Source organism: Chlorobium sp. (assembly GCF_036528655.1).
Lineage (GTDB): Bacteria > Bacteroidota > Chlorobiia > Chlorobiales > Chlorobiaceae > Chlorobium.
Genome location: NZ_JAIGND010000030.1, coordinates 164,700 through 190,641, shown reverse-complemented (window position 1 = coordinate 190,641; position 25,942 = coordinate 164,700). Strand labels below are relative to the sequence as shown.

Sequence of the window (25,942 nt, the reverse complement as noted above, 5' to 3'; positions counted from 1 at the left end):
ACAATAACGAGAACAGAGGGTTAACGATACCATGGCACAAACCATAACCCAGAAAATCCTTTCCCGGGCCGCAAACCGTAAATTCGTCGATGCCGGCGAAAACGTATGGCTCAATGTCGATATCCTGCTCACCCATGACGTCTGCGGGCCGCCGACATTCGATATTTTCAGACAGGAGTTCGGTCCCGACGCCAAAGTATGGGATCCGGAAAAAGTGGTCGTCCTGCCCGATCACTACATCTTTACCGCCAACGAGCACGCGCACCGCAATATCGATCTGCTTCGTCAGTTCGCGGCCCAGCAGGGACTCCCCAACTACTACGATGTAGGCACCGACCGTTACAAAGGGGTCTGCCACGTGGCTCTTGCCGAAGAGGGCTTCAATATTCCCGGCACCGTGCTTTTCGGAACCGACTCGCACACCTGCACATCCGGAGCTTTCGGCATGTTCGGCACCGGTATCGGCAACACCGATGCGGCATTCATCCTCGGCACAGGCAAGCTCTGGGAAAAGGTGCCGGAATCCATGAAGTTCACCTTCGAGGGCGAGATGCCGGAATACCTCTCTGCGAAGGACCTCATCCTGCAGATTCTCGGCGACATCGGTACCGATGGAGCGACATACCGGGCTATGGAGTTCGACGGCGAAGCGGTTTACTCGCTGCCTGTCGAAGAGCGCATGACGCTCACCAACATGGCTATAGAAGCCGGCGGCATGAACGGCATCATCGCCGCCGATGCCGTAACCGAAGCTTATGTGAAAGCTCACAGCAGCAAACCTTACGAAATATTCCATAGCGACCCGGACGCCCCATACCACAGCATCCGCCGCTACAACGTAAAAGAGATGGAACCGGTCGTAGCACAGCCGCACAGCCCGGATAACCGTGCCACGGTAAGAAGCGTTCAGGGGACGAAGATCACCAAATCGTATATCGGATCCTGCACAGGCGGAAAACTTACCGATTTCATGCTCGCAGCAAAGATACTCAAAGGCAGACAGGCCGCGGTACCGACCAATATTGTACCGGCAACCGTGAAAGTTGCTCGTGATCTCGAAATCGAAACATATGAAGGCGTAACGCTGAAAAAGATTTTCGAGGATGCAGGCTGCAGCATCGCCCTGCCTTCCTGTGCAGCCTGCCTCGGCGGCCCTGCAGATACGGTAGGACGATCGGTGGATTTCGACGTCGTGGTCTCGACCACGAACCGCAACTTCCCCGGGCGCATGGGAAGCAAGAAAGCCGGAGTCTATCTTGCCTCGCCTCTGACTGCGGCGGCATCGGCCGTTACCGGAAAACTTACCGATCCGAGGGATTTCCTCTGACCGGCAAGAGACAGCAACGAAACGCCAAGGAACAAGATACATGGAAACAATCATTCAGGGAAAAGCCTACGTATTAGGCAGGAATATCGATACCGACCAGATCATACCGGCCGAACATCTTGTATACAGCCTCTCCGATCCGGAAGAGGTGAAGCTGTACGGCAAATATGCCCTCTCCGGCGTCCCTCCCGAGCAGGGCGGTCTGCCGCAGGGAAATATCCCGTTCGTCAACGAAGGCAGTTTCCGGTCGGAATTCACCATCATAGTAGCCGGTCCGAACTTCGGCTGCGGTTCGTCGCGCGAACATGCCCCGTTCTCGCTGCAGGTCGCAGGAGCGAAAGCCATTATCGCGGAATCGTACGCAAGAATCTTCTACCGCAACTGTGTGGACGGAGGATTCGTTATACCTTACGAGACTGCTGATACGCTGACTGAAGCGGTCAGAACAGGCGATGAACTGAAAATCGACATAGAAGCGAACACTGTAACCAATCTGACGACAGGAGTGACCTGGCAGCTTAACCCTCTCGGCGACGTTTTCAACATTGTCAGGGCCGGAGGGATATTCGCATACGCGCGTCAGGAGAATTTAATGGCCGGAACTGAACCACATGAATGAAACGCCGAAGGCAATAGAACTCTACGATACCACCCTGCGTGACGGCACGCAGGGCGAGCACATCAATCTCTCCGTGCAGGACAAGCTGCTCATTACCGAAAAACTCGACGAGTTCGGCATGGACTTCATCGAAGGAGGGTGGCCCAGCAGCAATCCCAAGGACGAAGAATATTTCCTGAAGGCCCGTACGCTCAATCTTGCGCATTCGAAACTCTGCGCCTTCGGATCTACGGCCCGTTCTCTGCAAAACATCGACAACGACCCGAACCTCCTTGGCCTTCTGCAGTCAGAAACGCCGGTCATAACCATTTTCGGCAAAACCTGGCAGGCCCACACAAAAAAAGGACTCGGCATATCCGAGGATGAAAATGCCGAACTGATCTATCGTTCGGTTTCATTACTGCGAGCAGAAGGCCGGGAGGTATTCTTCGATGCCGAGCATTTTTTCGACGGCTACAAGGATAACGGGGAATTCGCCCTCAGAATGCTGCGTTCGGCAGCCGAAGCAGGAGCATCGCGCCTGGTACTGTGTGACACGAACGGCGGATCGCTGCCCGACGAAATCACCGCCATCGTGCGTACCGTTCTCGAGCAGACAGGCCTGCCGGTAGGTATACACAGCCACAACGACGGCGACCTTGCCGTAGCGAACTCCCTTGCCGCAATACTGGCCGGAGCGACCCATATCCACGGCACCATCAACGGTATCGGCGAACGGTGCGGCAACGCGAACCTCATCAGCATCATTGCCAACGTCATGCTCAAACTGCAGCGGAGTTTCACCTTCGTGGAACATCTAACGCAGCTCACCTCGCTGTCGAAGTTCGTTTACGAAATCCTCAATCTTCCGCCGGACGGAAAAGCTCCTTTCGTAGGCCGCTCGGCTTTCGCGCACAAAGGAGGGATCCACGTCAGCGCGGTCATGAAAGAGAGTTCGCTTTACGAGCATATCGACCCGATGCTGGTAGGAAACCGTCAGCGCGTGCTCGTTTCTGAACTTGCTGGCCAGAGCAACATCCGTTACAAGGCCAGAGAGCTCGGAGTGGAACTGCCGGAAAAAGGAGAACTCCTGAAAACCCTCGTACACCACGTCAAGGAGCTCGAACACAAGGGTTACCAGTTCGATGGGGCCGAAGCGTCGTTCGAACTCATCCTGCACCGTGAACTCGGCAACTTCAAGCCATTCTTCGATGTGCTTGAAACAAAAATATCGATAGAGTCACGCAAGGACATGAAAAATGTCGACCAGGCGGTGCTGAAAGTTGCCGTCGGCGACGAAACCGAACTTGTGGCGGCAGATGGCGACGGACCGGTAAACGCACTTGACAAGGCCCTTCGCAAGGCGCTCAGCCGTTTTTATCCGCAGATCCGAACCATCAAGCTGGTAGATTACAAAGTTCGCGTACTGGAAGAAAAACGCGGTACGAGCGCAAAAGTGCGGGTACTGATCGAAACCGGCAACGGTAAAACGATCTGGGGAACGGTCGGTGTATCCACCAACATCATCGAAGCCAGCCTGCAGGCGCTCTGCGACAGCATGAACTACCATCTCTTCACGGTAAAAGCCGTCGTACCGGGCAGGGAATCAGCTCTTTCGAACTGATCATCGTATGGTCAGTCATGATCGGATGCACCGTTCATGACTGACAACCCCGGCAAGTCATTCGACTTTCACCATCAGCAGACGAGAACAATCAACCGGAAACATAACTGCATCCGGGATGGGTGTGCAGCACTGTCGGCTCGGCAGGTTCGGCGCGCTCGGGCAGATCGGGATAAAAACGCCACTCCTTGTTGACGATGCGCGCTTCATGTCCGAACGTAAAAAATGACCACGCCCACTGCATCAGAACAAAAAAGCGATGTCTGACTCCGCTGAGGTAGTAGACATGCACTCCGATCCAGATGATCCACGCTAACAGGCCGTACAGCTTCACATTGCCCTTTTCGGCGATCGCCATCTTCCTGCCTATGGTAGCCATCTGCCCCTTGTCCTTGTAGCGGAAAGCCCTGCGCTTCTTCCCTTCTGCCGAAAGCAGAATATTACGCCCGATAGCACGCCCCTGCTGCAGGGCAACAGAGGCCATTCCAGGAAGAGACGTTCCGTCCTCAAGAGAAAAGCACGCCTGATCTCCTCCGGCAAACACATCCGGATATCCCGGCAAACTTAACTCATCGGTAACATATACCCTGCCGCCGCTGTCGGTTTCGAATACGCTGCCGCCAGGCAGGCGGCTCGCTTTCACGCCGGCAGCCCAGAGCACCGTACCGGCCTCTATCCGCTCGTTGCCTACCTGCACGCCATATTCATCGATCCCGTTAACAAGGCTGCATGTCCAGACCTGAACGCCAAGCTTCTCGAGTTCGCGGGTAGCTCGCCCGGAAAGTTCCGGCGAAAAGGTCTGCAGAATACGTGGAGCAGAGTGAACGATAAATATCCTTGTAAGCTTCGGATCGATATTCCTGTAGTATTTTGAAAGGTAATACCGGCTCATCTCGCCAATTGAACCGGCAAGCTCTACCCCGGTCGGACCGCCGCCGACAACAACGAAAGTCAGCATCCGTCGCTTTTCCGCACTGTCCTGCGTCCGTTCGGCCTTTTCATAGGCATCCATGACGCGTCTGCGGATTTCGGAAGCCTGCGCGATGGTCTTCAGTCCGGGGGCATGTTCCTCCCATCCGTTATGACCGAAGTAGTGGTGCTTCGCGCCGCACGCCAGAACGAGGTAATCGTAATCCAACGAGCCGAAATCAGTGTAAACTTTTTTTTCATCCGGATCGATCCGCTCAACAACCCCTTTATAGACGGTTACATTCCGGTAACGGGCAAGCATCATTCGTAAAGGGTAGGCGATTTCTCCTGCATTGAGTGCAGCCATCGCAACCTGATAGAGCAAAGGTTGAAACAGATGAAAATTATTTTTATCGATAAGCGTGACCTTTACATTCCGCTTGTTGCCGAGCTCTTTAACGACATTCAGGCCGGCAAATCCACCTCCGACAACGACGACATGCTTCATGGCTGAATCCGCTGAAATTAAACAATACCATATAACCATACAGTTAATTTAAAGAAAAACAATAAAACGCCTAATTATTTGTGCGCATCAGGCAGATTCTCCTGAAATTTTTAATCTTACAGGATTACAGGTGTTTTCCGGCAGCCCGTCAACCGCCTTCAGACAACAGCGACGATAATGACAGATTCAGGGATTAACTACATTGATGTATTATTTTTTTAGAAAAATTTTATATTTATCCGTAATATTTTAAGTTATGTAAATATCAGCTTGAAGATTATTAAAAGCACAAAGCTATCCGGAAATGATCAGTCTGTTTGAGCGATACGACGCATCCGCCGACCGTTTTTTTGACGAAGTGCTTTCGGCTGAAATGAAGCCGAGAGATCATTACGTTAAAATGGTACACCGGTTCGGTCAGTTTTCGCTTGAAGATATCAGAACCCGCAGGCAGATCGTCAATGTCTTTTTCCGCAATCAGGGAATAACCTTTACCGTCTATGGCGTTGAAGACGGTATAGAGAGGATTTTTCCTTTCGACCTTATTCCGCGGATCATTCCCGCCAATGAGTGGCATTGCATAGAACAGGGCCTCATCCAGAGAATCACGGCGCTCAACGAATTTCTTACGGATATCTATTCTGACCAGAAAATCCTGAAAGACCGGGTCGTCCCTGCCGAACTGGTGCTCGGCAGCAAGCACTTCCGCCGCGAGTTCGTCGGAGTCCGACCTCCGCTCGGCGTCTATATCCACGTAACCGGCAGCGACATCATCCGGGGGCTTGACGGCCGGTACATGGTTCTTGAAGACAACCTTCGCACGCCCAGCGGGGTCTCTTACATGCTGCAGAACCGGCAGGCGCTCAAACGCGCATTCCCGGTACTCTTCGACCGTTACAAGGTACGCCCTATCGACAACTATCCGCAGGAGCTGCTGCGCACCCTTCAGGAAATCAGCCCGACGTCCCGACCCGAGCCCAACGTTGTCGTACTCACGCCGGGCATCTACAACTCCGCATACTTCGAGCACAGCTTTCTTGCCCGACAGATGGGCGTGGAACTCTGCGAGGGAAGGGATCTGGTTATAAACAACAATAAGGTATATACCCGTACGACAAGGGGGCTGCAGCGGGTAGATGTGATTTACCGGCGCGTAGACGACGACTTTCTCGATCCACTGGTCTTTCGTCCCGACTCGAAACTCGGCGTCGCAGGGCTGATAAACGCATACAGAAAAGGCAACGTCGCGCTTGCCAACGCCATCGGCACCGGTGTTGCGGACGACAAGGTAATCTACAGTTTCGTGCCGAAAATCATACGCTACTACCTTGGAGAAGATCCGCTGCTCGAAAATGTTGAAACATGGCTTCCGAGCAACCCGAAAGAGATGAAGTATATCCTTGAAAATCTCGACAGGCTGGTAGTGAAAGCCGCGAACGAGTCCGGAGGCTACGGCATGCTCGTGGGACCTGAATCGACAGAAGAAGAAAGGGAACGGTTCGCTGAAAAAATCGTGGCAAATCCGCGCAACTATATTGCCCAGCCGACGATCTCTCTCTCGCGACATCCGAGCCTTTTCAACGACAACGAACTTGTCGGCTGCCACATAGATCTTCGGCCATATGTTCTTTTCGGAAAATCGCCGGTCATCGTTCCAGGCGGTCTGACAAGGGTTGCGCTCAAACGAGGATCTCTTGTGGTGAACTCCTCCCAGGGGGGAGGCAGCAAGGACACCTGGGTGATCGACGAATAACACAATAAAGAGGAATTGAACATGCTGAGCCGTGTCGCCGAATCGCTTTTCTGGATGAGCCGCTATGTCGAAAGGGCAGAAAACACCGCACGTTTTCTGGAGGTGAATCTGAACCTGCTGCTCGATCTGAACGACATCACCGCTATCGACCATCCGAACTACTGGAATCCGCTGATCCGCGTAACCGGCGATCCCGCGTCATTTATGGAACGCTATCCCGAGTTCAATGCCCATACCGTTACGGACTATCTGGTATTCAACCGCCAGAACAGCAATTCCATCAACGCATCAATCGGCATGGCGCGAGAGAATGCCCGCAGCATCATCGACAGCATATCGAGCGAAATGTGGGAACAGATCAACAATCTGTATCACTTTCTGCAGACCATCACGCCGCAGCAGGTGCATAACGACCCGTTCAGTTTTTACCGAGAGATAAAAAACGCATCGCATCTGTTCCAGGGCATCACGGACAACATCTTTTCACGCACCGAAGGATGGGAGTTCATTCAGATCGGCAAATATCTCGAACGCGCCGACAACACGGCGCGGCTTATCGACGTGAAATATCACATGCTGCTTCCCAGAGAAGGACGCGAACACGATCCTGTCCACGATTCGTTCGATACCATTCAGTGGATGGCCGTGCTGAAAAGCTGCAGTGCGCTCGAAGCGTTCCGAAAGGTCTACCTGTCAAAGATCGACCCCGAAAATATTCTCTGGTTTCTCGTCCTCGACCGGACTTTCCCCCGCAGCATCGCTTTTTCGATCTATGCGGCGCAGGAAGCTCTCTGGAGGATTTCCGGCAGCTCCCGACACCGCTACGCAAACAACGCCGACCGGCTAATCGGCAAAATGGAGGCAGAGCTGATATATACCACCGTTGAGGATATGTACAACAAAGGACTCCACAGCTTTCTCGAAGAGATCGAACAGGGGCTTAACAGAATCGGCGAACAGATACATCTGCTCTACTTTGCCTACCACACCCCGAAAATCGAACCGAACGACATTCACGAGGCGCTCCCCTTCACCGGACTTGCCGGAGGACGTGCGAACTGGAGCCAGTCGCAACAGCAGCAGCAATGAATATCCCGCTCTTTTCCGGCGGGAAATCTCCGGGAAATAAGTAGCTTGCGTTATGATACTCAAGGTTGAACATACCACCCTCTTCGAATACGACTCACCCATTTACGAGACCGCAACGGAAGTGCGCCTGCATCCTGCAGGAAACGGAATAACTGCTCAGCGATGCGTGAACTTCAACCTGCAGCTCCATCCTGATGCGACGGTATTCGACTACACCGACTTTTACGGCAACAAGGTACACCACTTCAATATCCTGCAGAGCCACAAAAGAGTGGAGATAGTAGCGACATCGGTAGTAGAAACAGCTCCCGCATCACAGGGAACGCCCGAAGAAAGAGAAATTTATCTCATGGACTTCTCTGCAGAGAGCCGTTACGTGCATTTCGACCCGGCAATTCTCAGCTTCGCCGAACCTTTCAGAGGAACCGTCGACCGTTATCAGCAGGCTCTCGATATCTGCCGGCACATAAACGAATCGTTCCGCTACGAGCCGGGGGTGACCGACGTTCACAGCACCAGCGCGGTGGTCATGGTTCTCGGACGAGGAGTCTGCCAGGACTTCGCGCATATCATGATAGCTGTCTGCCGCAGTCTCGGCCTGCCCTCACGCTATGTCAGCGGCTATCTTTTCGGCGGAGGCAGCACTCCTGAAGGTCGCGACGAAGCCAGCCACGCATGGTGCGAAATTTACTGCGGTGCGGAAAAAGGATGGACGGGGTTCGACCCCACACACAATACTCTCCTTGTCGACGAGCGGTACATCAAGATAGGCGCCGGACGGGACTATGGCGATGTGCCTCCCGTCAGGGGCACCTACAAAGGAGCGGCGACGGAAAAACTCAGCGTGGCCGTACGGGTCAGTTCTCTTGAATACTCTGCAGCGCTCTGACAACATCCCCCCTTCACCAGAAAGCCATGTTCACCGGTTTCTGCAGGATTCCATAACGCTGCCGCAACGATCTCCGGCAGCGAACGCGCAAATCCCATGAACATTGATCACAATCCTGTAAGGCTACAAAGGATTCCGATAGGCTTTGATCCAGTCGATATCAAGCGAGAAGCCACCGATCTGCTTTTTCGAAACGAGAATGCCGATCTGAACGATATTTGAGGCATCGAGCGGATGGGTTCCTTCGACAGTTCTTCCCCTGAATGCAGCCTTGAACTGCGAAAACGGAAGCGATACCTGAATCCACTCCCCCCGAACGGTATCGAAATCGTGTTTATAGACAATACCGTCAAAACGATCGTCGTTGCGTATGCGAAAACTGTACCGCTTGCCGTCACCCCGCACAGAGAGCTCTATGCCGGTAAATCCCGAATAATCCCTGTCGGGCAGAAATGTTCTGACAGAAGCGAATCCGCCGCTGTTTTCCGTTGTGAGAAATCCCTCGAACGTGCCGGTGCTGTCAGCATTACGATAAAAACGGCTGCCCGAAGCGCCGCCCATGACCACATCGTCTACGCTGTACCAGTCGAGGCAGTGAGGTGTCGTAAAATCGCAGATCAGTTTTTCCGTACTCATAAGCAAAACTCTGTTATACTACTGTAAAATGAAAACCGAAAGACCAACCAGGCAGTAACCGGAACCCGACCTTGTCTGCTTGAAGTATGGCCGACAATTTATATATTCTTGTAAAGAAGTAATTTAACATCAAAAAAAGCAACAATGGCATTTCTGCGCCGCCTGCTCTCGTCTACACGTTACCTCATCATAATCGCCGTTGCAGGCACATTCCTTTCCGCCCTCACGCTGATCATCTACGGGGGCATATCCGTCGTTCAGCAGATTGCCGACACCATTCTTGATGGCGCGGTATCGGCCAAGGGAGCGAAATCGCTTGCGCTCGGATTCATTGAAAACGCCGATCTTTTCCTTGTCGCAACGGCGCTCTATATCATGTCGCTGGGATTGTACGAACTGTTCATCGACGATACCATAAAACTGCCGGAATGGCTCATAATCCATAATCTCGACGACCTGAAAAGCAAACTCATCGGGGTCATTGTCGTCGTCATGGCCGTCATCTTTCTCGGCCATGTCGTAAAATGGCACGGTGAAACAGAAATACTCTACCTGGGTGGCGCCATAGGCATAGTCGTAGCAGGGCTGACCTACTTTACCGGACAGAAGAAAAAAGGAAAATATGAAGAAAAACACTGATTACCAGTAGACCTGATCGCTAAAACCACCGTTTTGTGCGAAAATAAAGCATCATACCGACAGAAAGGGCGAGCATGAAGCCCCATACGGCAAAATAACCCCATCGCCACTCGAGTTCGGGCATATAGCGGAAGTTCATGCCGTATACGCCGGCGATAAAGGAAAGCGGCATGAACAGGGTGGCAATGATCGTGAGAACCTTCATGATCCCGTTCATGCGATTGTTGACGATCGCAAGCCTTGTATCGTACATGCCGATTACAATATCGCGATAGGTATCGACAGTTTCTATGACCAGAATCAGGTTGTCGAAAATATCCCTGAAAAACGGACCGGTCGAGACATCGTCGATCACGTCGAACCCGTCCCGGCTGATGCTGTTGATGATCTCGCGCATGGGCCAGACTGATTTTCGAAGCAGAATAAGCTCTTTTTTCAGCGTGTAGATCGACTGGAAAGCCGCATCTGCAGACTGATCGAGCAACTGCGTGTCGAGCTGATCGATTCGGTTCTCGAACTGTTCGAGAACACTGAAATAATTATCGACGACTGCATCCATAAGCGCATAGGCGAGATAATCGGCGCCCCGCTTGCGCAGCGATGTACCGGATGTGGCGATTCTCTCCCGTATGGAATCGAAAACGTCTCCGTGCGTCTCCTGAAAGGTCAGCACATAACCGCTACCGACAACCATGCTCAGCTGTTCTTCGGCGACCGTCCCGGAACCTGCAGCGATACTGAGCATCCTCAGCATCAGAAACAGGTACCTGTCGTACTCCTCGATTTTCGGACGCTGATGGGTATGCAGGATATCTTCCTGCGTAAGCGGATGAATGCCGAACATCCTTCCCGCATCTTCGACGACCTTCACCTCGTGCAGCCCGTCGATGTTTATCCAGAGTACCTTGTATTTCCCCTGAAGTTCCCGACACTCGTCAAGGCTTTTCGCTGCAAGGCGGACATACCTCTCCTCATCGTATCCGAAAACCGTGATGACGGGGTGCTCCGTCATCCTCTCTCCGGTATGAAAAAGCGTTCCTGCCGGCTGACCGATCTTGCCGGAAAAATGACGCATCACCTTGTTCATCGGACGGACATCCTCCCGAGCGCCCTGTTCGCCTTTGGCCGTATGGCGTTTCTGCCTCATTATGGTGTCGCCTCCTTTTCGCAGATGCATTTCACGGGCGCCTGTCTATCTTGTACAAAGCCGGAAAACAGCCGATAGCCGGAAAAAGTTTCTGAACCCGACGTTCGCTGCCAATGCCATAAATAAAGAAAGCGGGCTTTCCGCCCGCTTTCCACATTGCCGCTGAACCGATTCAGGCAATCAGAATGTTTTTCTCAATCCGGCCATCAGCGAGTAGCTGTAGGAATCGAGACTGTCCATTCCATAGAGTGCGCCAAGCTTGATGTAGTAGCCAAGTGCATTCTTTTCGGATACTTCCCTGCTCAGGCCGACAGCTCCGCCGAGGAACCATCTTTCAGGGTTTGAAGCAAGCTCGACAGCCTCATGATCAAACGAAGGATCGAGTTCGGCGTTGCCCTGATAGACAACCTTGCCGCTTTCCGAGAAATCCCTGATAAGGGTAACCTCGAAGAACGGATTCGTGTCGTCCTTGCATGCACCGGCAATACCGGTCAGGCTCAGACGGCCCTGCAGCCCTTCGTGATCCTCGATGTTGACTTCTCCTACAAGAGTCTGCAGATCGATGCCGTCGGTATGCTGGTAGACGAGCTGCGCCTGCGGCTGGAGCCGGAACGAATCACCCAGGCCGATACATCCGCCCGTTTCGATTGAAGCCAGCCACGACCATGCATCGGGCTTCTGTTTCGCCTCGGTCAGGTAGTCGATGCTCAGGTCGTTGTAGATTGCCTGCGCCACGGCATCGAGGTACCATGCTCCCCGCTGGTGCAGCGTCATGTAGGCGCCTATGCCATAAGCGGTCTGCGAAAGTTCGCCTGCCTTGTCGCTCCTCAGGCCCGCAACGTCGGCCTCGCCATAACCGGCGCCGGCGAACACACCGATATTGAACCGGGTATCCTCGTTGCCGTCTGCGTAGAGGTCGGCACCGATCTGGAACCAGCCGGTGTAGCCTTCAAGCTCGCTGGCAGCATCGCCTTCCATGCCGAGGCGATACTTGCTGCCGGTCATACGCACCCAGTACGCCTCCTGCTCACCCTCGTCATACCGGAACCATCCGTAGGCGCGGCGCTCGTGGAACTTCATGATCGACTCGTATCCGAGGCGCTCGATGAACGGCGTTACAGCCTGAAGCACGGCAGCCTCTTCGCGATAGCCGGGCGATACGATAAACCAGCTTTCATCGGTCAAAGAAGACGTCCCCCGAGCGATGTCCACAGCGAAGGGGCCGAAATCGTTCGGATTTTCAAGCACGAACGCATCGTTCTGGCTTGAACCCGCCACCGCGGCAAACAGGATACCATCACCTTCGGTAACCGCAACATGGCTATCGACATTATTCAGCATCACCTTGGTCTTGCCGGAAACATCGCCGGCAACAATCAATCCCTCGGTCGATATTTTACCGCTTGTGCTCAGATCGGCATCGAGATAGTAAAACGCATCATTGCCCGAGCCGGAATAATCAATGAGAGCCATGACGTCATTGACCTCATCATCCATCTGGTCGAAAAGGCCCTTATTCGTCAGATTGCCAACGAGCCCGTAAAGACCCGGCGAATTGCCTTTGGCACGAACAGCCGATGTTTCATCGATCGTCATGTTCACCGGCTGCAACAGTTGCGATTCGTACTCCTGCAAGCCGTCAGCAAGGGTCATGATAACCTTGCTCTTGCCGAGATCGACATCGGAGTTGTTGAGAACATCGATGGTTTCCCAGTTGATCACCACATCGCCGAGCGTTCCGGTCCAACCATCAAAGGTCAGCACGTCGTTCTCGGAATTCTGGAAATCCAGGGTGGTCCCGCCGTTCAGCATCGGTACGCTGCTGATTATCGCCTGATCCTTCACGGTCATCTCATCATCACCGGCACCGAGATTGACGCTGCCGATAAGCTCTCCGTATTCTCTGACCGTCACCTTGTCGGTAACATTGTTCGACGTCAACAGCGAGCCGGACAGAACAGAGAAGCCGAGATTCTCTCCATTGATAAACGTATCGATACCTGCAACCGTACCGGTAATATCAAGGTTCATCGGGCCAAAAGCCACTATGCCCGCAGCTCCGATATTTGCCTTTGCCAGTACAGTACCTGAAATATCAAGCGACTCATCCGAAGTTGCGCCATAAATCCCGCCGAGAGCGCCAAGACCGAATGCGCCGATGCCGAAAGAATCGAATCCGTCACCGTCACCTTTTGCAATCGAGATAACCTTCCCTGAGAGCTCACCGGCGATTTCAATATCGCCCCCGGCCGAGAGACCTGCAGCCAGGTTACCATCGGCAATCGTAATCACTTTACCGGAAAGATCTTTGCCGATCTCGATGTTGTTCAAAGCCAGTATACCCGACGCTCCTGTGCCGCCGGCTTTCGTGATGATTTTACCGGAAAGATCGTTGCCGATCAGCACATCGTTACCCGATGACATACCCAGGGCAGCATTCCCTCCGGCTTTCGTGACGATTTTTCCGGACAGATCGCCGCCTGTTTCAATGTTACCGAGAGCAAGAATTCCCGTTGCCACATTGCCGCCTGCATCGGCCCTTACCGTTGCCGACAGATCGTTTCCGACTTCGATATCGTCGCCGGCGAAAACGCCTGTCGCTACATCGCCGCCTGCCGTAGACGACACTGAGGCAGAGAAATCGTTACCGACGTTTATGTTGTTTCCAGCAAATATACCCGAAGCCACATTGCCGCCAGCTGAAACCGATACCGTGTTGGCAAAATCAACGCCAACTTCGATATTATTGAGCGCGGTGATGCCCATGACGAAATTTCCGGCCGCCGAAATATCTATATCAGGATATCCGGAATCCATTACCGAAACCTTCGCAAGGTCGGGTACGCCTGTACCAAGGAAGGAACCGCCGACTATGATATCATTGGAGGCAAAAAGACCGAATGCGTTGGAACCGGTTGCTGCATCAACAGATACTTTACCGGAAAAATCACCGGTTAACGATGCATGGTCTCCGACTATAATATCCCCCTCCAATACGGAAACCGGGAGATTGTTGACGAAAATTGCCTCTCCGGCTTTCAGACCATAGGCGTTGCTGCCTCCAGCTTCCACATCCATCGTACCGGCAAAGTCTCCTCCTGTAACAATGTCGCCTGACGCATACATGCCGTACGCATGATCCTGACCGGCCCTGACAGTAACGAGACCGCCCTCTGAAGCGGAACCCTCTCCCTCTCCATTCAAGGTCACATTGAAGTTCCCTTCAGTAAAAGATCCATAAATAGTGATGTCTCCTGCTGCATACAATCCGTAAGCATTTGAACCCCCGGCTGCCTCGACGTCGATAATGCCGGAAAGGTCGCCGCCGTTCCCGCTGCTTCCGATAATAATGTTACCGGGAGCATAATTAACCAGACCAAGTAAATCAACCAGGCCATCATACTCACCCGGAGATACTCCAAGTTCTCCGGCCTTCAGGCCATACGCGTCGCTGCCGGCCGCTGTAACCGCAACCTCGCCTGACAACGCTCCGAGTGAAAGTGTGCCTGTCTTTATGCCGTTTCCCGATATATCCCTGGAAAGATCCAGCGACGTGCCTCGCGCATAGAGTCCGTATGCATTGTTTCCTTCAGTGGCTGTTGCCGTAACCGAACCCGAAAGATCGCCGTCGATCGTAATCGATCCGCTCGCGCTGCCCCTGCCGCCCTGCGCATAGAGACCGTAGGCATGGTCGTCGACCGCCGTCGCCGTAACAGATCCAGAAAGATCTCCGTATACCGTTATATCGCCGGCAACGCGAAAATTCGGAATACCAAGAATACCATATTCAGTCGGACCGCCAGCCCTGAGGCCATAGGCATGGCTTGCGGCCGACGTAGCTGTAACGCTGCCGGAGAGGCCGTCATCAGAAAGAAGACCGATGCTTATATTTCCCGAATGATAAGTCCAGTATCCACTAAAAATACCAGTAGAAGTCCATCTCGCATCCCCGTTGGCAAGAATACCGTAGGCTCCGTTTCCTGACTGGGTTTGCGCCTCATAATCGCCGCCAAGCCCGCTGAGGATATTTATGCTTCTCTTGCCGAAAATGGCTTTCACGTTGTTCTGCCCCTGCGCATAGAGATCCAGATTCGGCGAAATTGAAATCGAAGGACTGTCATTACCCAGGGTGAACAAACTTTTACCGGTCAGGCTCGATGAACGAATCTGCACACTGTAATCCGAAAGAAAGGAAACCCCTTTGTTGATCTCGGTCAGATCGTTTGAAAGATCAATCTCGCCATCTCCGTTTATAAACGTAATGGTATTTCCGGACGAGGAAACCCCTCCGCCACTCAAGTCGCTCAAGGCATCGCGCAACGTACCGGAAGAAGTGCCCCCATCATATAAAGAGACATTGTAGGAAAGGGGCGCCGCATGGGCATTCGACGCTCCGAGCGCAACAAGAAGCGCCACGATGGCTAAACGTGATTTTTTCATATGTTACATGAAAATTAATTGGAAAGTTGGTATTCTCGAAAAAAGCGTAAAAAACACTCTTCAATGCAACATATCGGGAAACGGGCATCTTCATGGGTAGAGCGAACCTGCCTGATCGAATCGAATGGGCAACAGCATACAAATTCCATCCAATATACATTTTTTTTATGTTGTATATATTAAAAATCGCTCAACGAATATGCCGAAAGCGTTCTGATACTTGAAAGTATCGGCAAAAAACGCTCCCGGGTTCTGCCGGTTTGCCCCCGGCAGTTGCTATATTGATGCAGCAAAAGCATCAAACCGCCAACCATTTACTTATCCGCACATGTTTCCTCTGGTCTACGAAATAAACACCCGCGTCTGGCTTAAGAACCTGACGAAAAAATACGGAACAGAGGTCACTCTCGGCTTTGTACCGGATGAGGAATTCCTGTTTTTTACCGAATGCGGCTTCGACTACGTCTGGCTGATGGGCGTATGGCAGCCCAGCCGGTACAGCAAGGCTATCGCCACGGCTCACCCCTGCCTGCGCACCACCTTCCTGCAGCATCTCGGCTCGGTAGATCCCGACGATATCGTCTCCTCGCCCTACTCGATTCCCTCGTATACCGTCAACCGCGATCTCGGCGGCGAAGACGAACTGCGCATGTTCCGGGAACGGCTGAAACAGGCGGGCATAAAGCTCATGCTCGACTTCGTGCCGAACCACCTCGCTCTCGACAACGAATGGCTTCCAGGGCACCCGGAATATTTCATTCCCGTCTCCTGCGACGAACAGTGCCATGATCCCGAATCCTGCTTCGAATATGCCGAAGGGAAGTATCTCGCTTACGGCAAGGATCCCTATTTTCCGGCATGGACCGATACGCTGCAGCTGAACTACGCCAATCCCGGCACCCATGAAATGATGATCGACAATCTGCTCACCATCAGCTCACAGTGCGATGCGGTCCGTTGCGACGTAGCCATGCTGGTGCTGAAAAGCGTATTCAACACCACCTGGAGCAATCTGAGCGGCCCAATGCACGACGAGTTCTGGACGAAAGCCATACGAGTCGTCAAAGAGTGCCATCCGGGTTTTCTCTTTATTGCGGAATCCTACTGGAACAAGGAGTGGGAACTGCAGCAGCTCGGCTTCGACTTCACCTACGACAAACCTTTCTACGACTACATCACGCACGTTCCGGCCAATATCGAAAAACTGATGGGACACATGCAGGCCCAGTGGCACTACCAGAAACATCTCTGCCGTTTTCTTGAAAACCACGATGAACCAAGGGCGGCCGCCAAAACGGGACTGAACAACAGCGCCGCCGCTCTTGTGCTGATGACCTCTCCGGGCATGCACCTCATACATCAGGATCAGATGGACGGCTATAAAAAGAAAATTCCGGTTCAGCTGATACGGCAGGCCGAGGAAACCGATCATCCGGAACTCGCAGGGCTTTACAGATCTCTTTTCATGCTGCAGAAACAGCGGGTCTTCCAGGAAGGGCACATCGAATGGCTGCACCTGAACGCGCCAAGCAGTTCCCACTGTTTCGGCTACCATCGTTTCACGGAAAAGGAGCACGCATTCGTCATAGCCAATTTCAGCGTGACCGGTATAGAGATAGCCTTCAGCCACCCGGCGCTGCTGTTGCTCTCTCACGAAGATATCGACCTGCTCAGCACGATGGAACGCGATAAAACCAGTATCCATATGGCGGGAGAAACCATGCAGGTGCGGCTCGCTCCTCATGAAGGCATAGTGATTACCTGCCGTACCGAAAGCACACATCAATCCTGACGAACGCCCTGACATGCGCTTTACGACAACAACCATAACCCTGGAAACCCGCAAGCCCGTCGAAATAATCGACATCACCGAAAAGATTCGGGAAGCGCCTGCAGCTTCGGGGCTTGCCGACGGCACGCTCACCATCTTAAGCCGACACAGCACGGCATTCGTCAATATCAACGAAAAGGAAGACCGCCTGCTCGAAGACATGGAAACCTTCCTGAAGCGGATTGTTCCCCGCGACGGCAACTACCTGCATAACATCGCGCCTGTCGACGGGCGCGACAATGCCCATGCCCACCTGCTCGGACTCTTCATGAACGCCTCGGAATCCATTCCGTTTTCCGACGGCAGGCTGCTGCTCGGAACATGGCAGTCGGTATTTTTCGTGGAGCTCGACGGACCCAGACCCCGCAGGGAGGTGCTCCTGCATATCATGGGAATGTGAAGCAGACGGGCTGATACGGAACCCTGTAGGCAAAGCTCCGGTTAGAGTGCATTGTACATTGGAACATTCGCAATAGAGTCTTTGCAAACCGAATAAAAACCACATGCCGGATTCCCTTCAGATTTCCCGTCCCGGGAGCGGCCCGCTGCTTCCGACGATTCACTCCCCTGAAGACATGAACAACCTCTCGATACCCGAACTGCAGCTGCTTGCAGAAGAGTGTCGTCAGGAAGTCATCAACCTCGTCGCAGAAAACGGAGGCCATTTCGCCTCCACTCTGGGCGTAGTGGAACTGACGGTTGCATTGCATCACGTCTACGACTCGCCTCGCGACAAGATCGTATGGGACGTCGGCCATCAGGCATACGTCCATAAAATCCTTACGGGAAGAAAGGATCGAATGCACACCAACCGCCAGTATGGCGGCCTGTCCGGATTTCCTAAAATCGCCGAAAGCCCGCACGATGCGTTCGGCACCGGCCATGCATCGACCTCCATTTCGGCTGCCGCAGGCATAGCAGCCGCACGGGACCTCGCCGGCACCGGGGAGAAGGTCATCGCAGTCATCGGCGACGGCAGCATGACCGGAGGCATGGCTTTCGAAGCCATGAACCATCTCGGCGATCTGAAAAGCGATGTGCTGGTCATCCTCAACGACAACCAGATGGCAATCTCTCCGAGCACGGGCGGACTCAAAACCCATCTGATCAATATCACGCTCAACAAGACCTACAACAGAACCCGAAAATTCATCTGGAACTCCATCTCGCTTCTGAACAACGAGTTCGGAGACGCCGCAAAAAACGCAGTCCGGAAACTCGAGGACGGATTCAAGGCCGCATTCACTCCGGGCGCGTTTTTCGAAGCCCTCGGCCTGCGCTATTTCGGCCCCATCGACGGACACAATATGGAGCAGCTGGTCAGAGCGCTGCGCGAAATACAGCAACTCCCTCATCCAAAACTGCTCCATGTGGTTACAACCAAAGGAAAAGGTTTCAAACCCGCCGAACTGAACCAGAGCAAATGGCACGCCCACAGCGGAGGCTTCGACACCGTAACGGGCAAAACGCTCGCGCCGGCCGGCAAGCCGCAACCGCCGAAATACCAGGAGGTTTTCGGCGAAGCCCTGGTGGAACTCGCCCTCAAAGACCTGCGCATCACCGCAATTACGGCAGCAATGCCGAGCGGCACCTCGCTCGACCTTTTCCAGAAAGCTCTGCCCAAACGCTTCTACGACGTCGGCATCGCCGAAGGTCATGCCGTCACCTTTGCGGCAGGACAGGCCACCAAAGGCTTTATCCCGGTCTGCGCGATCTACTCTTCATTCCTGCAGCGAGCCTACGACCAGCTTATCCACGATGTTGCCCAGCAGAACCTGCACGTGGTCTTCGCCATCGACAGGGCAGGCCTCGTCGGCGAAGACGGGCCGACCCATCACGGATCGTTCGACCTTTCCTACCTGCACGCGGTGCCCAACCTCACCATAATGGCACCGGCCAACGAACAGGAATTGCGCGACATGCTGCACACCGCGCTTTACGATATCAGGGGACCGGTGGCTATCCGTTACCCGAGAGGCAACGGAACCGGCATAGCCCTGCGGAAATCATTCACCCCGATCGAAGCAGGAAAAGGCGAGCTGGTCCGTAAGGGATCCGCCATAGCCCTGCTTGCCGCCGGGCCGCTGCTCTCCCTCGCGCTCGAAGTCGCCGACGAGCTTGCAAAAGAGGGAATCAACGCATCGGTCGCCAACATGCGCTTTCTCAAACCGCTCGACACCCTGCTGACCGAACAGCTTGCAGAAAGTTCAACACATATCGCCGTAATCGAAGAAAACAGCATCATAGGAGGCATGGGCAGCGCGGTTATCGACCACCTGAATGAAAAAAGAATGCACTTGCCGGTACTGAAAATCGGCCTGCCCGACCGCTTCATCACGCACGGCAGCATGAACGACCTCTACAGGGAGACCGGAATGACGACCGAAAACGTCCTGCAGCGTATCAGGGAATTTTACAATGGAAACAACGTCTGAGCAAGGGCGGCGAGGCCCATGACGGCTCTGACCGAAAGATTGGCGAAAAACCCTGCCAGAAGATCGTCAGCCATGATCCCCCAGCCACCATGAAGGCGCTGCACGCGGTCCACGGGACCCGGCTTGACGATATCGAAAAACCGGAACGCAGCGAAAGCCAGCAGTAGCGAAGGAAGCGTCGGAGGCAGGGCCAGCAGCGCGACCCACTGTCCGGCAAGTTCATCGATGGTGACGATCGATGGATCCTGTCCATACCGCTTTTCCATAATGCGGCCTGACCAGATTCCCGCTGCGGTAATGACGCAAACCAGAGGAATCATCAGCCTGAGATCGTGAAGCGACGGAATCAGGTAATAAAAAAGCACGGCTGCGGCGCTGACAACGGTACCCGGCGCCACAGGCGCATAGCCGAGCCCGAAACAGGTGGCAAGCAATCTGGCTATATTGAGTGCCATGGACCTCAATCCCCGCCCGAAGGGTTGCGAATGGAAACCTTCCAGTTTACGACCAGGTACGATACGCCCGTATAAAGGGTGAAAAGCGTGATCGCAAGCATGATGTAATCGGGATAATCCGAACGGAGAATGCCTTCTATCGAACCGGAGATCCTGCTGCCGAAAAAAAACTTCTCCTTCATGAGCAGCATGACCATGATCACATAGGCGAAAACATTCTGGGCAAGGGTTTTATATTTAGCCTCGCGGCTCGTCACCACCGGTCTGTCCTTGAACTCGGCGTAAACTCTCAACACCGTGATGAGAATATCGCGTATGGCTACAAGAACCACCATCCAGAGCACGAGATACCCCATGTGGACATAAAGCAGAAAAGCGGCGGTAATGAGAATCTTGTCGGCAAGCGGATCGAGAAAAGCGCCGAGCCTGGTTGTTTCGCCGTATTTCCGGGCATGGTAACCATCGTAGGCATCGGTAATGGAGGCCACCGCAAATACAATCACCCCCATCAGCTTCAGCCAGGGATCATCCTGCAGCATGAAAGCCACAAAAACCGGAACCAGCACGATGCGAAGCATGGTCAACTGGTTCGGTACCGTCATCTGTAAGGTAAACTGTTCTTTCACCCTGTCTGGATTGATTGCCATGCCGCCGTTGCCGGAACCGGACATAAAAAACTCAAATACGTCGTACTTTAAGATAGAATTTCAACGGCTGTTTTTCAACTCTTCAACTCCACAACGGTAACGCCCGTTCCTCCCTCTCCCCACTCGCCAAGCCTGAACCGCTCGACAGCTTTGTGGCGCTGCAGGCAATCGGCGGTTCTCCTGCGCAGGGAACCGGTACCTTTACCGTGTATGATGGTAACCTGCCGGATGCGGTTCAGGCTCATCCGGTCGAGAAAACGCTCGACGGCGGCAATGGCCTCATCGCCGGTCATTCCCCGGAGATCGAGGGATGTCGAATCCACTTCGGCCGCTACGGCCTTCCATGATGCTGTTTTACCGGTGGATCCGGATTCGCGCTGCATTCTCCTGACACCGGTTTTCGTGATTTTCTGAAGGCTCCCCAAGCCTGTCGTCAGCCTGAAATTCCCGCAGCGCACGACAGCGTTGCCGCCCTGAATCGACTCTATTTCGCCGGAGGCATTACTCTCAAGCAGGCGGACAAGATCTCCCGTCCGGAAAACTTCCGCGCTTTTTTCCATTGCCTCCCGTTCCTCTTCAAGCTCTTTTGCTCCGGCAAGAAGCTCCTTTTTCCGGAGTTCGAGCTTGCGCCGTGCATCGGCGACTTCCCGCTCGTCCGCAGACGAACTTTTCACATCCTGCACGATGCTGCGAATCTCGCGGCGCGCATGTTCAAGCTCTTTCTGCATATCGCGTACAGCCCTTCCTTTCAGCTCCCTCTGCCGCACGGCAAGATCCGCCTTCATGACGGAAAAAGCTTCCTGCTCCGCCGCAAGCTGCTGACGCTCCCGTTGAAGGGCGGCTGCCAGCGACCGGTTTTCCTGCATCAGATGCGTCAGGTCTTCAAGCAGACGTTCCATCCCGGGATGTCCGCTTTTCATGAAGCGCTCCGCTTCTTCTACCATCACCGAAGGATACCCGAGCCTCTTCATCATGGCGAACGCGAAACTGCTGCCTGGCACACCCTTGATGAACCGGAAAGTAGGCACAAGACCCTGGCGGTCGAACTCCATGGCACCGTTGACCACGCCGGCACGTTCATGTCCGTAGGCCTTAAGCTCGCCGAGATGCGTGGTCACGATCGTCATGGCCCCCTTGCGCAGCAGTTCCTCGATCACGGCCCTGGCAATAGCTCCGCCCTCCTCGACGTCGGTGCCGGAACACAGCTCGTCGATCAGGACAAGTGAACCGCTGTCCGCAGTATCGAGGATATCCCGTATCGCGGCAAGATGGGAACTGAAAGTGGAAACATCGTTCTCGATAGACTGCTCGTCGCCGATCTCGATCGAAATCGAGCGGAAAACCGGAAAAACCGAACTCTCGCTGCAAGGCAGCAGGTACCCGTGAACGAGCATCGCCGAAAGCAATCCGGCGGTTTTCATTGCAACCGATTTACCCCCTGCATTCGGCCCCGAAATCACCAGAACCTGTTCATCATCCTGCAGGTCGAGATCGAGCGGAAACACCTCGGCATGCTTCAATCTGTGCGTGATGAGCAGCCAGGGATGATAACCCTTCACAATGCGCAGCTTCCGGCCCGAAGCGATTTCGGGAAGCACGGACGATGTTTCGAGTGCAAGCCTCGCCTTGGCAAGGATTGCATCGAAACCTGCCATAATCTCCTGATTGTGGCGAAGATTCTCAAGTTCGGGACGTATGCCGGACGACACCTCGCGCAGGATACGCTCGATCTCCCTGCGTTCGTCGATTTCAAGTTCCTGGATACGGTTGCTCAGAAGAAGCGTTTCCGCCGGCTCGATAAAAACGGTCTGGCCGGTTCCCGAATAATCCTGGATATATCCAGGAACCTTGTATTTGTACTCCACTCTGAAACCGAGCGTAAGACGGCCGTTCTTCATTGCGATTGTATCGTCCATAAGCCACCCGTTCCCTATGCAGCGGCGGAGCAGCCGTTCCATCCTGAGCTGCAACGCGATCCTGCTCTCCCGAAGCTCGCTGCGGATCAGCATCAGCCCGTCACTTGCCGTATCGCGAATCCCTCCCTGTTCATCGAGAACGTTGCGAATCGTATACCGGATTGTTTTTTCGAGCCATAACCTGATGCAGAACGCATTCAGTTTCGGATATTGCTCCCGGCTTCCGAACATGAATTTCCTCAGCTCTGCCGACGCATGCAGAAAGTCGTGGATATCACGAAGGCCCGCCGGATCGAGATAACTGTCGATAATCTCCAGCTGCCTGAGAAGATGGCGGGTATCCGGCAGTGCCGAAAAAGGCAATGAATGACCTTCAAGCATGAAATTCCTGAGTTCCAGCACCCGTTCCAGCTCGTCGATCAGTTCCGAAGGCTCTGTAAGCGCAATGGCCTCGAGCAGATGATCGCGCCCCATGGCTGAAAGGCAATAGCGCGACGTGTAGTGTACAATTCCGGTAAACTCGAGTTTTCGTAATGCAGACGAATCCATGCTTTTCCCTTCTCCAGATCTGTTTCCTGACATTTTCCAGACAATATACAAGAATCATCCCGGAGACGCTCACCGCCATCTCAACCATGATAACCTCCTTTTGTTGATTTTTGCGCCGGAACTCGTTACTTTTGCAGGTCAGTTTTTTCCACAACAGGGAGATGCGGTTTTTACCCGGCATCCCTCGTTCCTTATCCATCATGAGACTCGCCGTCAATATCGACCATATCGCAACGCTGCGCAACGCCCGGAACGAATTCGATCCCGATCCTGCAGAAGCCGCGCTCCTTGCAGAAAAAAGCGGTGCAGCAGGCATCGTGTGCCATCTGCGCGAAGACCGTCGCCACATCAGGGATCTTGACCTTGCACGCCTCCGCATGGCGGTAACCACCAGACTCGATCTTGAAATGGCCATGACTGCAGAAATGCAGGGAATCGCGCTGCAGACGAAACCTGAACTTGTCACCCTCGTACCTGAAAAACGCGAGGAACTCACTACCGAAGGAGGATTCGACATAGCCCGTCACTACAATGTGCTGACCGAATACATAAAACCGTTCAGGGAACGCGCGATAGAAGTCAGCATTTTCATCGAACCCGATGAACGGGCGATCGAACTTGCCAAAAACGCAGGAGCAGACATCGTCGAACTGCATACAGGAATCTATTCACTCAGAGAAACGGATGAAGAACGCAAACTGGAACTCGATAAAATCCGGCATGCTGCACGTTTTGCCCGATCCCTCGGCCTCGCCGTCGTAGCCGGCCACGGCCTGAACTACCGGAACGCCGCAGCTTTCGCTTCCCTGAACGACATCGAAGAAGTCAGCATCGGACACGCCATCATCGCAAGAGCCGTCTTCACCGGCCTTGAAGCAGCCATAAAGGAGATGCTCTCGCTGCTTGGAGGAGAAGTATGAATTATTCTCGCTCCGAACCTGCAGAAAACCTGATACCTGTCGTCCTCGCCACCGGAAACCCCGACAAGGTCAGGGAACTTCGTCCGATGATGGAATCGGCCTCGCCGCTCTTTTCGGTACGCTCTCTGGCCGATCTTGCAATAACGGCAGAGGTCGAGGAAACGGAAAACACGCTCGAAGGCAATGCGCTGCTGAAAGCCGATGCCATATTCCGCCTTGTCGGGAAACTGTACCCTTATGTCATAGTCCTTGCGGACGATACCGGGCTGGAAGTCGAAGCGCTATGCGGCGAACCCGGAGTTTTTTCCGCAAGATTCGCTCCGGTTCCGGAAGGCACAAAACCCTCCTACGACGATAACGTCCGCCACCTGCTCCTGAGAATGGAAGGCATGAACGACAGAACCGCGACCTTCAGAACCGTCATAGCCGTAAAAGGACGAATCCCTTCCGGCAAATCGTTCCACGAGTTCCGGAGCATCGCTGAAGGAGCCGTCCGGGGCTCCATCACTCTCGAAACCAAAGGCTCTCACGGCTTCGGCTACGACCCTGTATTTCATGTGCAAGGCGCAGGAAAAACCTATGCCGAAATGACAACAGCCGAAAAAAACACGATCAGCCACCGTGCCCTTGCCCTGCGAAACGCATCGGCGATGCTTGCCGGCATCATGGCAAACCATTACTCACCCGAAACGTAACCCTCTCAACCCCCGCTAATGAATCTCTTCGAAGCAGTCATACTCGGTATCGTTCAGGGACTCACCGAGTTCCTGCCCATCAGCAGCACCGCGCACCTGAGAATCGTACCCGCACTTGCAGGATGGGAGGACCCCGGAGCCGCATTTACGGCCATTGTGCAGATCGGCACCCTTGCCGCGGTATTGATATACTTCTACCGAGACATATCCTCCATACTTCGAGCCGTAGTGCAGGGCATGGCAGGCGGGCGCCCTCTGGGCACCCCGGAATCTAAAATGGGATGGATGATCGCCGCCGGCACCCTCCCGATAGTGGTGTTCGGACTGCTTTTCAAAACCGAAATCGAAACCAGTCTTCGCTCGCTCTACTCGATCAGTGCCGCCCTGATCGGGCTTGCCCTGCTGCTCACGCTTGCTGAATACCGGATGAAAAAACGCCTTGCCAAAGGCCTCGAAATGAAGCAGATGGAAAAGATCGGATGGAAAGAAGCCCTTCTCATCGGTCTCATCCAGAGCATTGCCCTCATCCCGGGATCTTCACGATCCGGCGTCACCATAACCGGAGGTCTCTTCCTCAATCTTTCCCGAGAAGCCGCCGCAAGATTCTCGTTTCTGCTCTCGCTCCCCTCGGTCTTCGCAGCCGGCATCTACCAGCTCTATAAAACCAGGGATATAATCTTCTCCTCGCCGGACAACCTCGCGGCAATCGTTGTCGCAACCATCGTTTCAGGAATTGTCGGCTACGCCTCCATCGCTTTTCTGCTGAACTACCTGAAAAACCACAGCACAAGAATATTCATCCTCTACCGATTCGCACTCGGTGGAGCCATACTGCTGCTGGTCGCCACAGGCATACTTCCGAATTAGGAAGCAGGAGTCAGGTCTCCTCCCTCCCGATTTCCGGGCACTTTTTGTCCGGAAAAAGAATTCTCTTT

The 25,942-nt window shown here is 53.8% G+C and carries 20 protein-coding genes; 13 read left to right on the top strand and 7 right to left on the bottom strand.

The window, feature by feature from the left end; genetic code table 11:
* Nucleotides 1-31 precede the first annotated feature (31 nt).
* From K4305_RS08650 to cimA, 3 genes are read left to right on the top strand one after another with little or no spacing between them, the layout of a single operon-like run.
* Nucleotides 32-1,327, top strand: a complete 1,296-nt coding sequence (locus K4305_RS08650) for a 3-isopropylmalate dehydratase large subunit (protein WP_331562016.1) — start codon at nucleotides 32-34, stop codon at nucleotides 1,325-1,327.
* 40 nt (nucleotides 1,328-1,367) lie between these two features.
* Nucleotides 1,368-1,946, top strand: a complete 579-nt coding sequence (locus K4305_RS08645; RefSeq protein ID WP_331562015.1) for a LeuD/DmdB family oxidoreductase small subunit — start codon at nucleotides 1,368-1,370, stop codon at nucleotides 1,944-1,946.
* Nucleotides 1,939-3,549 (top strand): citramalate synthase, encoded by a 1,611-nt coding sequence (cimA, locus tag K4305_RS08640; protein ID WP_331562014.1) that lies wholly within the window; start codon nucleotides 1,939-1,941, stop codon nucleotides 3,547-3,549. Before K4305_RS08645 ends, cimA begins: the two co-directional genes overlap by 8 nt.
* A 91-nt stretch (nucleotides 3,550-3,640) precedes the next feature.
* Here the strand turns inward: cimA and K4305_RS08635 are convergent, their stop codons facing one another.
* Entirely contained in the window at nucleotides 3,641-4,966 is a 1,326-nt protein-coding gene (locus K4305_RS08635) for an NAD(P)/FAD-dependent oxidoreductase (protein WP_331562013.1), read from the bottom strand.
* Between the two features lie 304 nt (nucleotides 4,967-5,270).
* Here K4305_RS08635 and K4305_RS08630 point away from each other — a divergent pair, with 304 nt between their 5' ends.
* The 3 genes from K4305_RS08630 to K4305_RS08620 are packed head-to-tail and all read left to right on the top strand — an operon-like array spanning nucleotide 5,271 to nucleotide 8,697.
* A complete protein-coding gene (locus K4305_RS08630) occupies nucleotides 5,271-6,719 on the top strand; it encodes a circularly permuted type 2 ATP-grasp protein (RefSeq protein WP_331562012.1) in 1,449 nt (482 codons plus the stop codon).
* Nucleotides 6,720-6,740: 21 nt separating this feature from the next.
* The gene (locus tag K4305_RS08625; RefSeq protein ID WP_331562011.1) at nucleotides 6,741-7,808 is read left to right on the top strand and encodes an alpha-E domain-containing protein; all 1,068 of its coding nucleotides are present in this window, start codon (nucleotides 6,741-6,743) and stop codon (nucleotides 7,806-7,808) included.
* A gap of 52 nt (nucleotides 7,809-7,860) precedes the next feature.
* Complete coding sequence (locus tag K4305_RS08620) at nucleotides 7,861-8,697, top strand: transglutaminase family protein (protein ID WP_331562010.1); 837 nt, start codon at nucleotides 7,861-7,863, stop codon at nucleotides 8,695-8,697.
* Nucleotides 8,698-8,820: 123 nt separating this feature from the next.
* On the opposite strand, the gene K4305_RS08615 is transcribed toward K4305_RS08620, so the two are convergent.
* A complete protein-coding gene (locus K4305_RS08615) occupies nucleotides 8,821-9,333 on the bottom strand; it encodes a CIA30 family protein (protein ID WP_331562009.1) in 513 nt (170 codons plus the stop codon).
* Nucleotides 9,334-9,477: 144 nt separating this feature from the next.
* Between K4305_RS08615 and K4305_RS08610 the strand changes: the two genes are divergently transcribed.
* Nucleotides 9,478-9,972 (top strand): YqhA family protein, encoded by a 495-nt coding sequence (locus tag K4305_RS08610; RefSeq protein ID WP_331562008.1) that lies wholly within the window; start codon nucleotides 9,478-9,480, stop codon nucleotides 9,970-9,972.
* 19 nt (nucleotides 9,973-9,991) lie between these two features.
* On the opposite strand, the gene corA is transcribed toward K4305_RS08610, so the two are convergent.
* The gene (gene corA / locus K4305_RS08605; protein WP_331562007.1) at nucleotides 9,992-11,149 is read right to left on the bottom strand and encodes a magnesium/cobalt transporter CorA; all 1,158 of its coding nucleotides are present in this window, start codon (nucleotides 11,147-11,149) and stop codon (nucleotides 9,992-9,994) included.
* A 150-nt stretch (nucleotides 11,150-11,299) separates the two neighbouring features.
* Nucleotides 11,300-15,559, bottom strand: a complete 4,260-nt coding sequence (locus K4305_RS08600; RefSeq protein ID WP_331562006.1) for an autotransporter outer membrane beta-barrel domain-containing protein — start codon at nucleotides 15,557-15,559, stop codon at nucleotides 11,300-11,302.
* A gap of 328 nt (nucleotides 15,560-15,887) precedes the next feature.
* Here K4305_RS08600 and K4305_RS08595 point away from each other — a divergent pair, with 328 nt between their 5' ends.
* The 3 genes from K4305_RS08595 to dxs all read left to right on the top strand — a co-directional run bounded on the left by K4305_RS08595 (nucleotide 15,888) and on the right by dxs (nucleotide 19,825).
* The gene (locus K4305_RS08595; RefSeq protein WP_331562005.1) at nucleotides 15,888-17,351 is read left to right on the top strand and encodes an alpha-amylase family glycosyl hydrolase; all 1,464 of its coding nucleotides are present in this window, start codon (nucleotides 15,888-15,890) and stop codon (nucleotides 17,349-17,351) included.
* Nucleotides 17,352-17,364: 13 nt separating this feature from the next.
* Nucleotides 17,365-17,790, top strand: a complete 426-nt coding sequence (locus K4305_RS08590) for a secondary thiamine-phosphate synthase enzyme YjbQ (RefSeq protein WP_331562004.1) — start codon at nucleotides 17,365-17,367, stop codon at nucleotides 17,788-17,790.
* A gap of 103 nt (nucleotides 17,791-17,893) precedes the next feature.
* Nucleotides 17,894-19,825: a 1-deoxy-D-xylulose-5-phosphate synthase gene (gene dxs / locus K4305_RS08585; RefSeq protein ID WP_331562003.1), complete on the top strand. Its 1,932-nt coding sequence runs from the start codon at nucleotides 17,894-17,896 to the stop codon at nucleotides 19,823-19,825.
* On the opposite strand, the gene K4305_RS08580 is transcribed toward dxs, so the two are convergent.
* The 3 genes from K4305_RS08580 to K4305_RS08570 all read right to left on the bottom strand — a co-directional run bounded on the left by K4305_RS08580 (nucleotide 19,804) and on the right by K4305_RS08570 (nucleotide 23,392).
* Nucleotides 19,804-20,280, bottom strand: a complete 477-nt coding sequence (locus tag K4305_RS08580) for a phosphatidylglycerophosphatase A family protein (protein WP_331562002.1) — start codon at nucleotides 20,278-20,280, stop codon at nucleotides 19,804-19,806. The genes dxs and K4305_RS08580 overlap by 22 nt on opposite strands.
* 5 nt (nucleotides 20,281-20,285) lie before the next feature.
* Nucleotides 20,286-20,882 carry a CDP-diacylglycerol--glycerol-3-phosphate 3-phosphatidyltransferase gene (pgsA, locus tag K4305_RS08575; RefSeq protein WP_331562216.1) on the bottom strand — a complete coding sequence of 199 codons (597 nt, stop codon included), beginning with the start codon at nucleotides 20,880-20,882 and terminating at the stop codon, nucleotides 20,286-20,288.
* A gap of 119 nt (nucleotides 20,883-21,001) precedes the next feature.
* Nucleotides 21,002-23,392, bottom strand: a complete 2,391-nt coding sequence (locus tag K4305_RS08570; RefSeq protein ID WP_331562001.1) for an endonuclease MutS2 — start codon at nucleotides 23,390-23,392, stop codon at nucleotides 21,002-21,004.
* A gap of 200 nt (nucleotides 23,393-23,592) precedes the next feature.
* Between K4305_RS08570 and K4305_RS08565 the strand changes: the two genes are divergently transcribed.
* The 3 genes from K4305_RS08565 to uppP are packed head-to-tail and all read left to right on the top strand — an operon-like array spanning nucleotide 23,593 to nucleotide 25,874.
* Nucleotides 23,593-24,312: a pyridoxine 5'-phosphate synthase gene (locus K4305_RS08565; protein WP_331562000.1), complete on the top strand. Its 720-nt coding sequence runs from the start codon at nucleotides 23,593-23,595 to the stop codon at nucleotides 24,310-24,312.
* Nucleotides 24,309-25,007: an RdgB/HAM1 family non-canonical purine NTP pyrophosphatase gene (rdgB, locus tag K4305_RS08560; protein WP_331561999.1), complete on the top strand. Its 699-nt coding sequence runs from the start codon at nucleotides 24,309-24,311 to the stop codon at nucleotides 25,005-25,007. Before K4305_RS08565 ends, rdgB begins: the two co-directional genes overlap by 4 nt.
* Before the next feature lie 18 nt (nucleotides 25,008-25,025).
* On the top strand, nucleotides 25,026-25,874 hold the full coding sequence (uppP, locus tag K4305_RS08555; RefSeq protein ID WP_331561998.1) for an undecaprenyl-diphosphatase UppP: 849 nt from the start codon (nucleotides 25,026-25,028) through the stop codon (nucleotides 25,872-25,874).
* The last annotated feature ends 68 nt before the right edge of the window (nucleotides 25,875-25,942 follow it).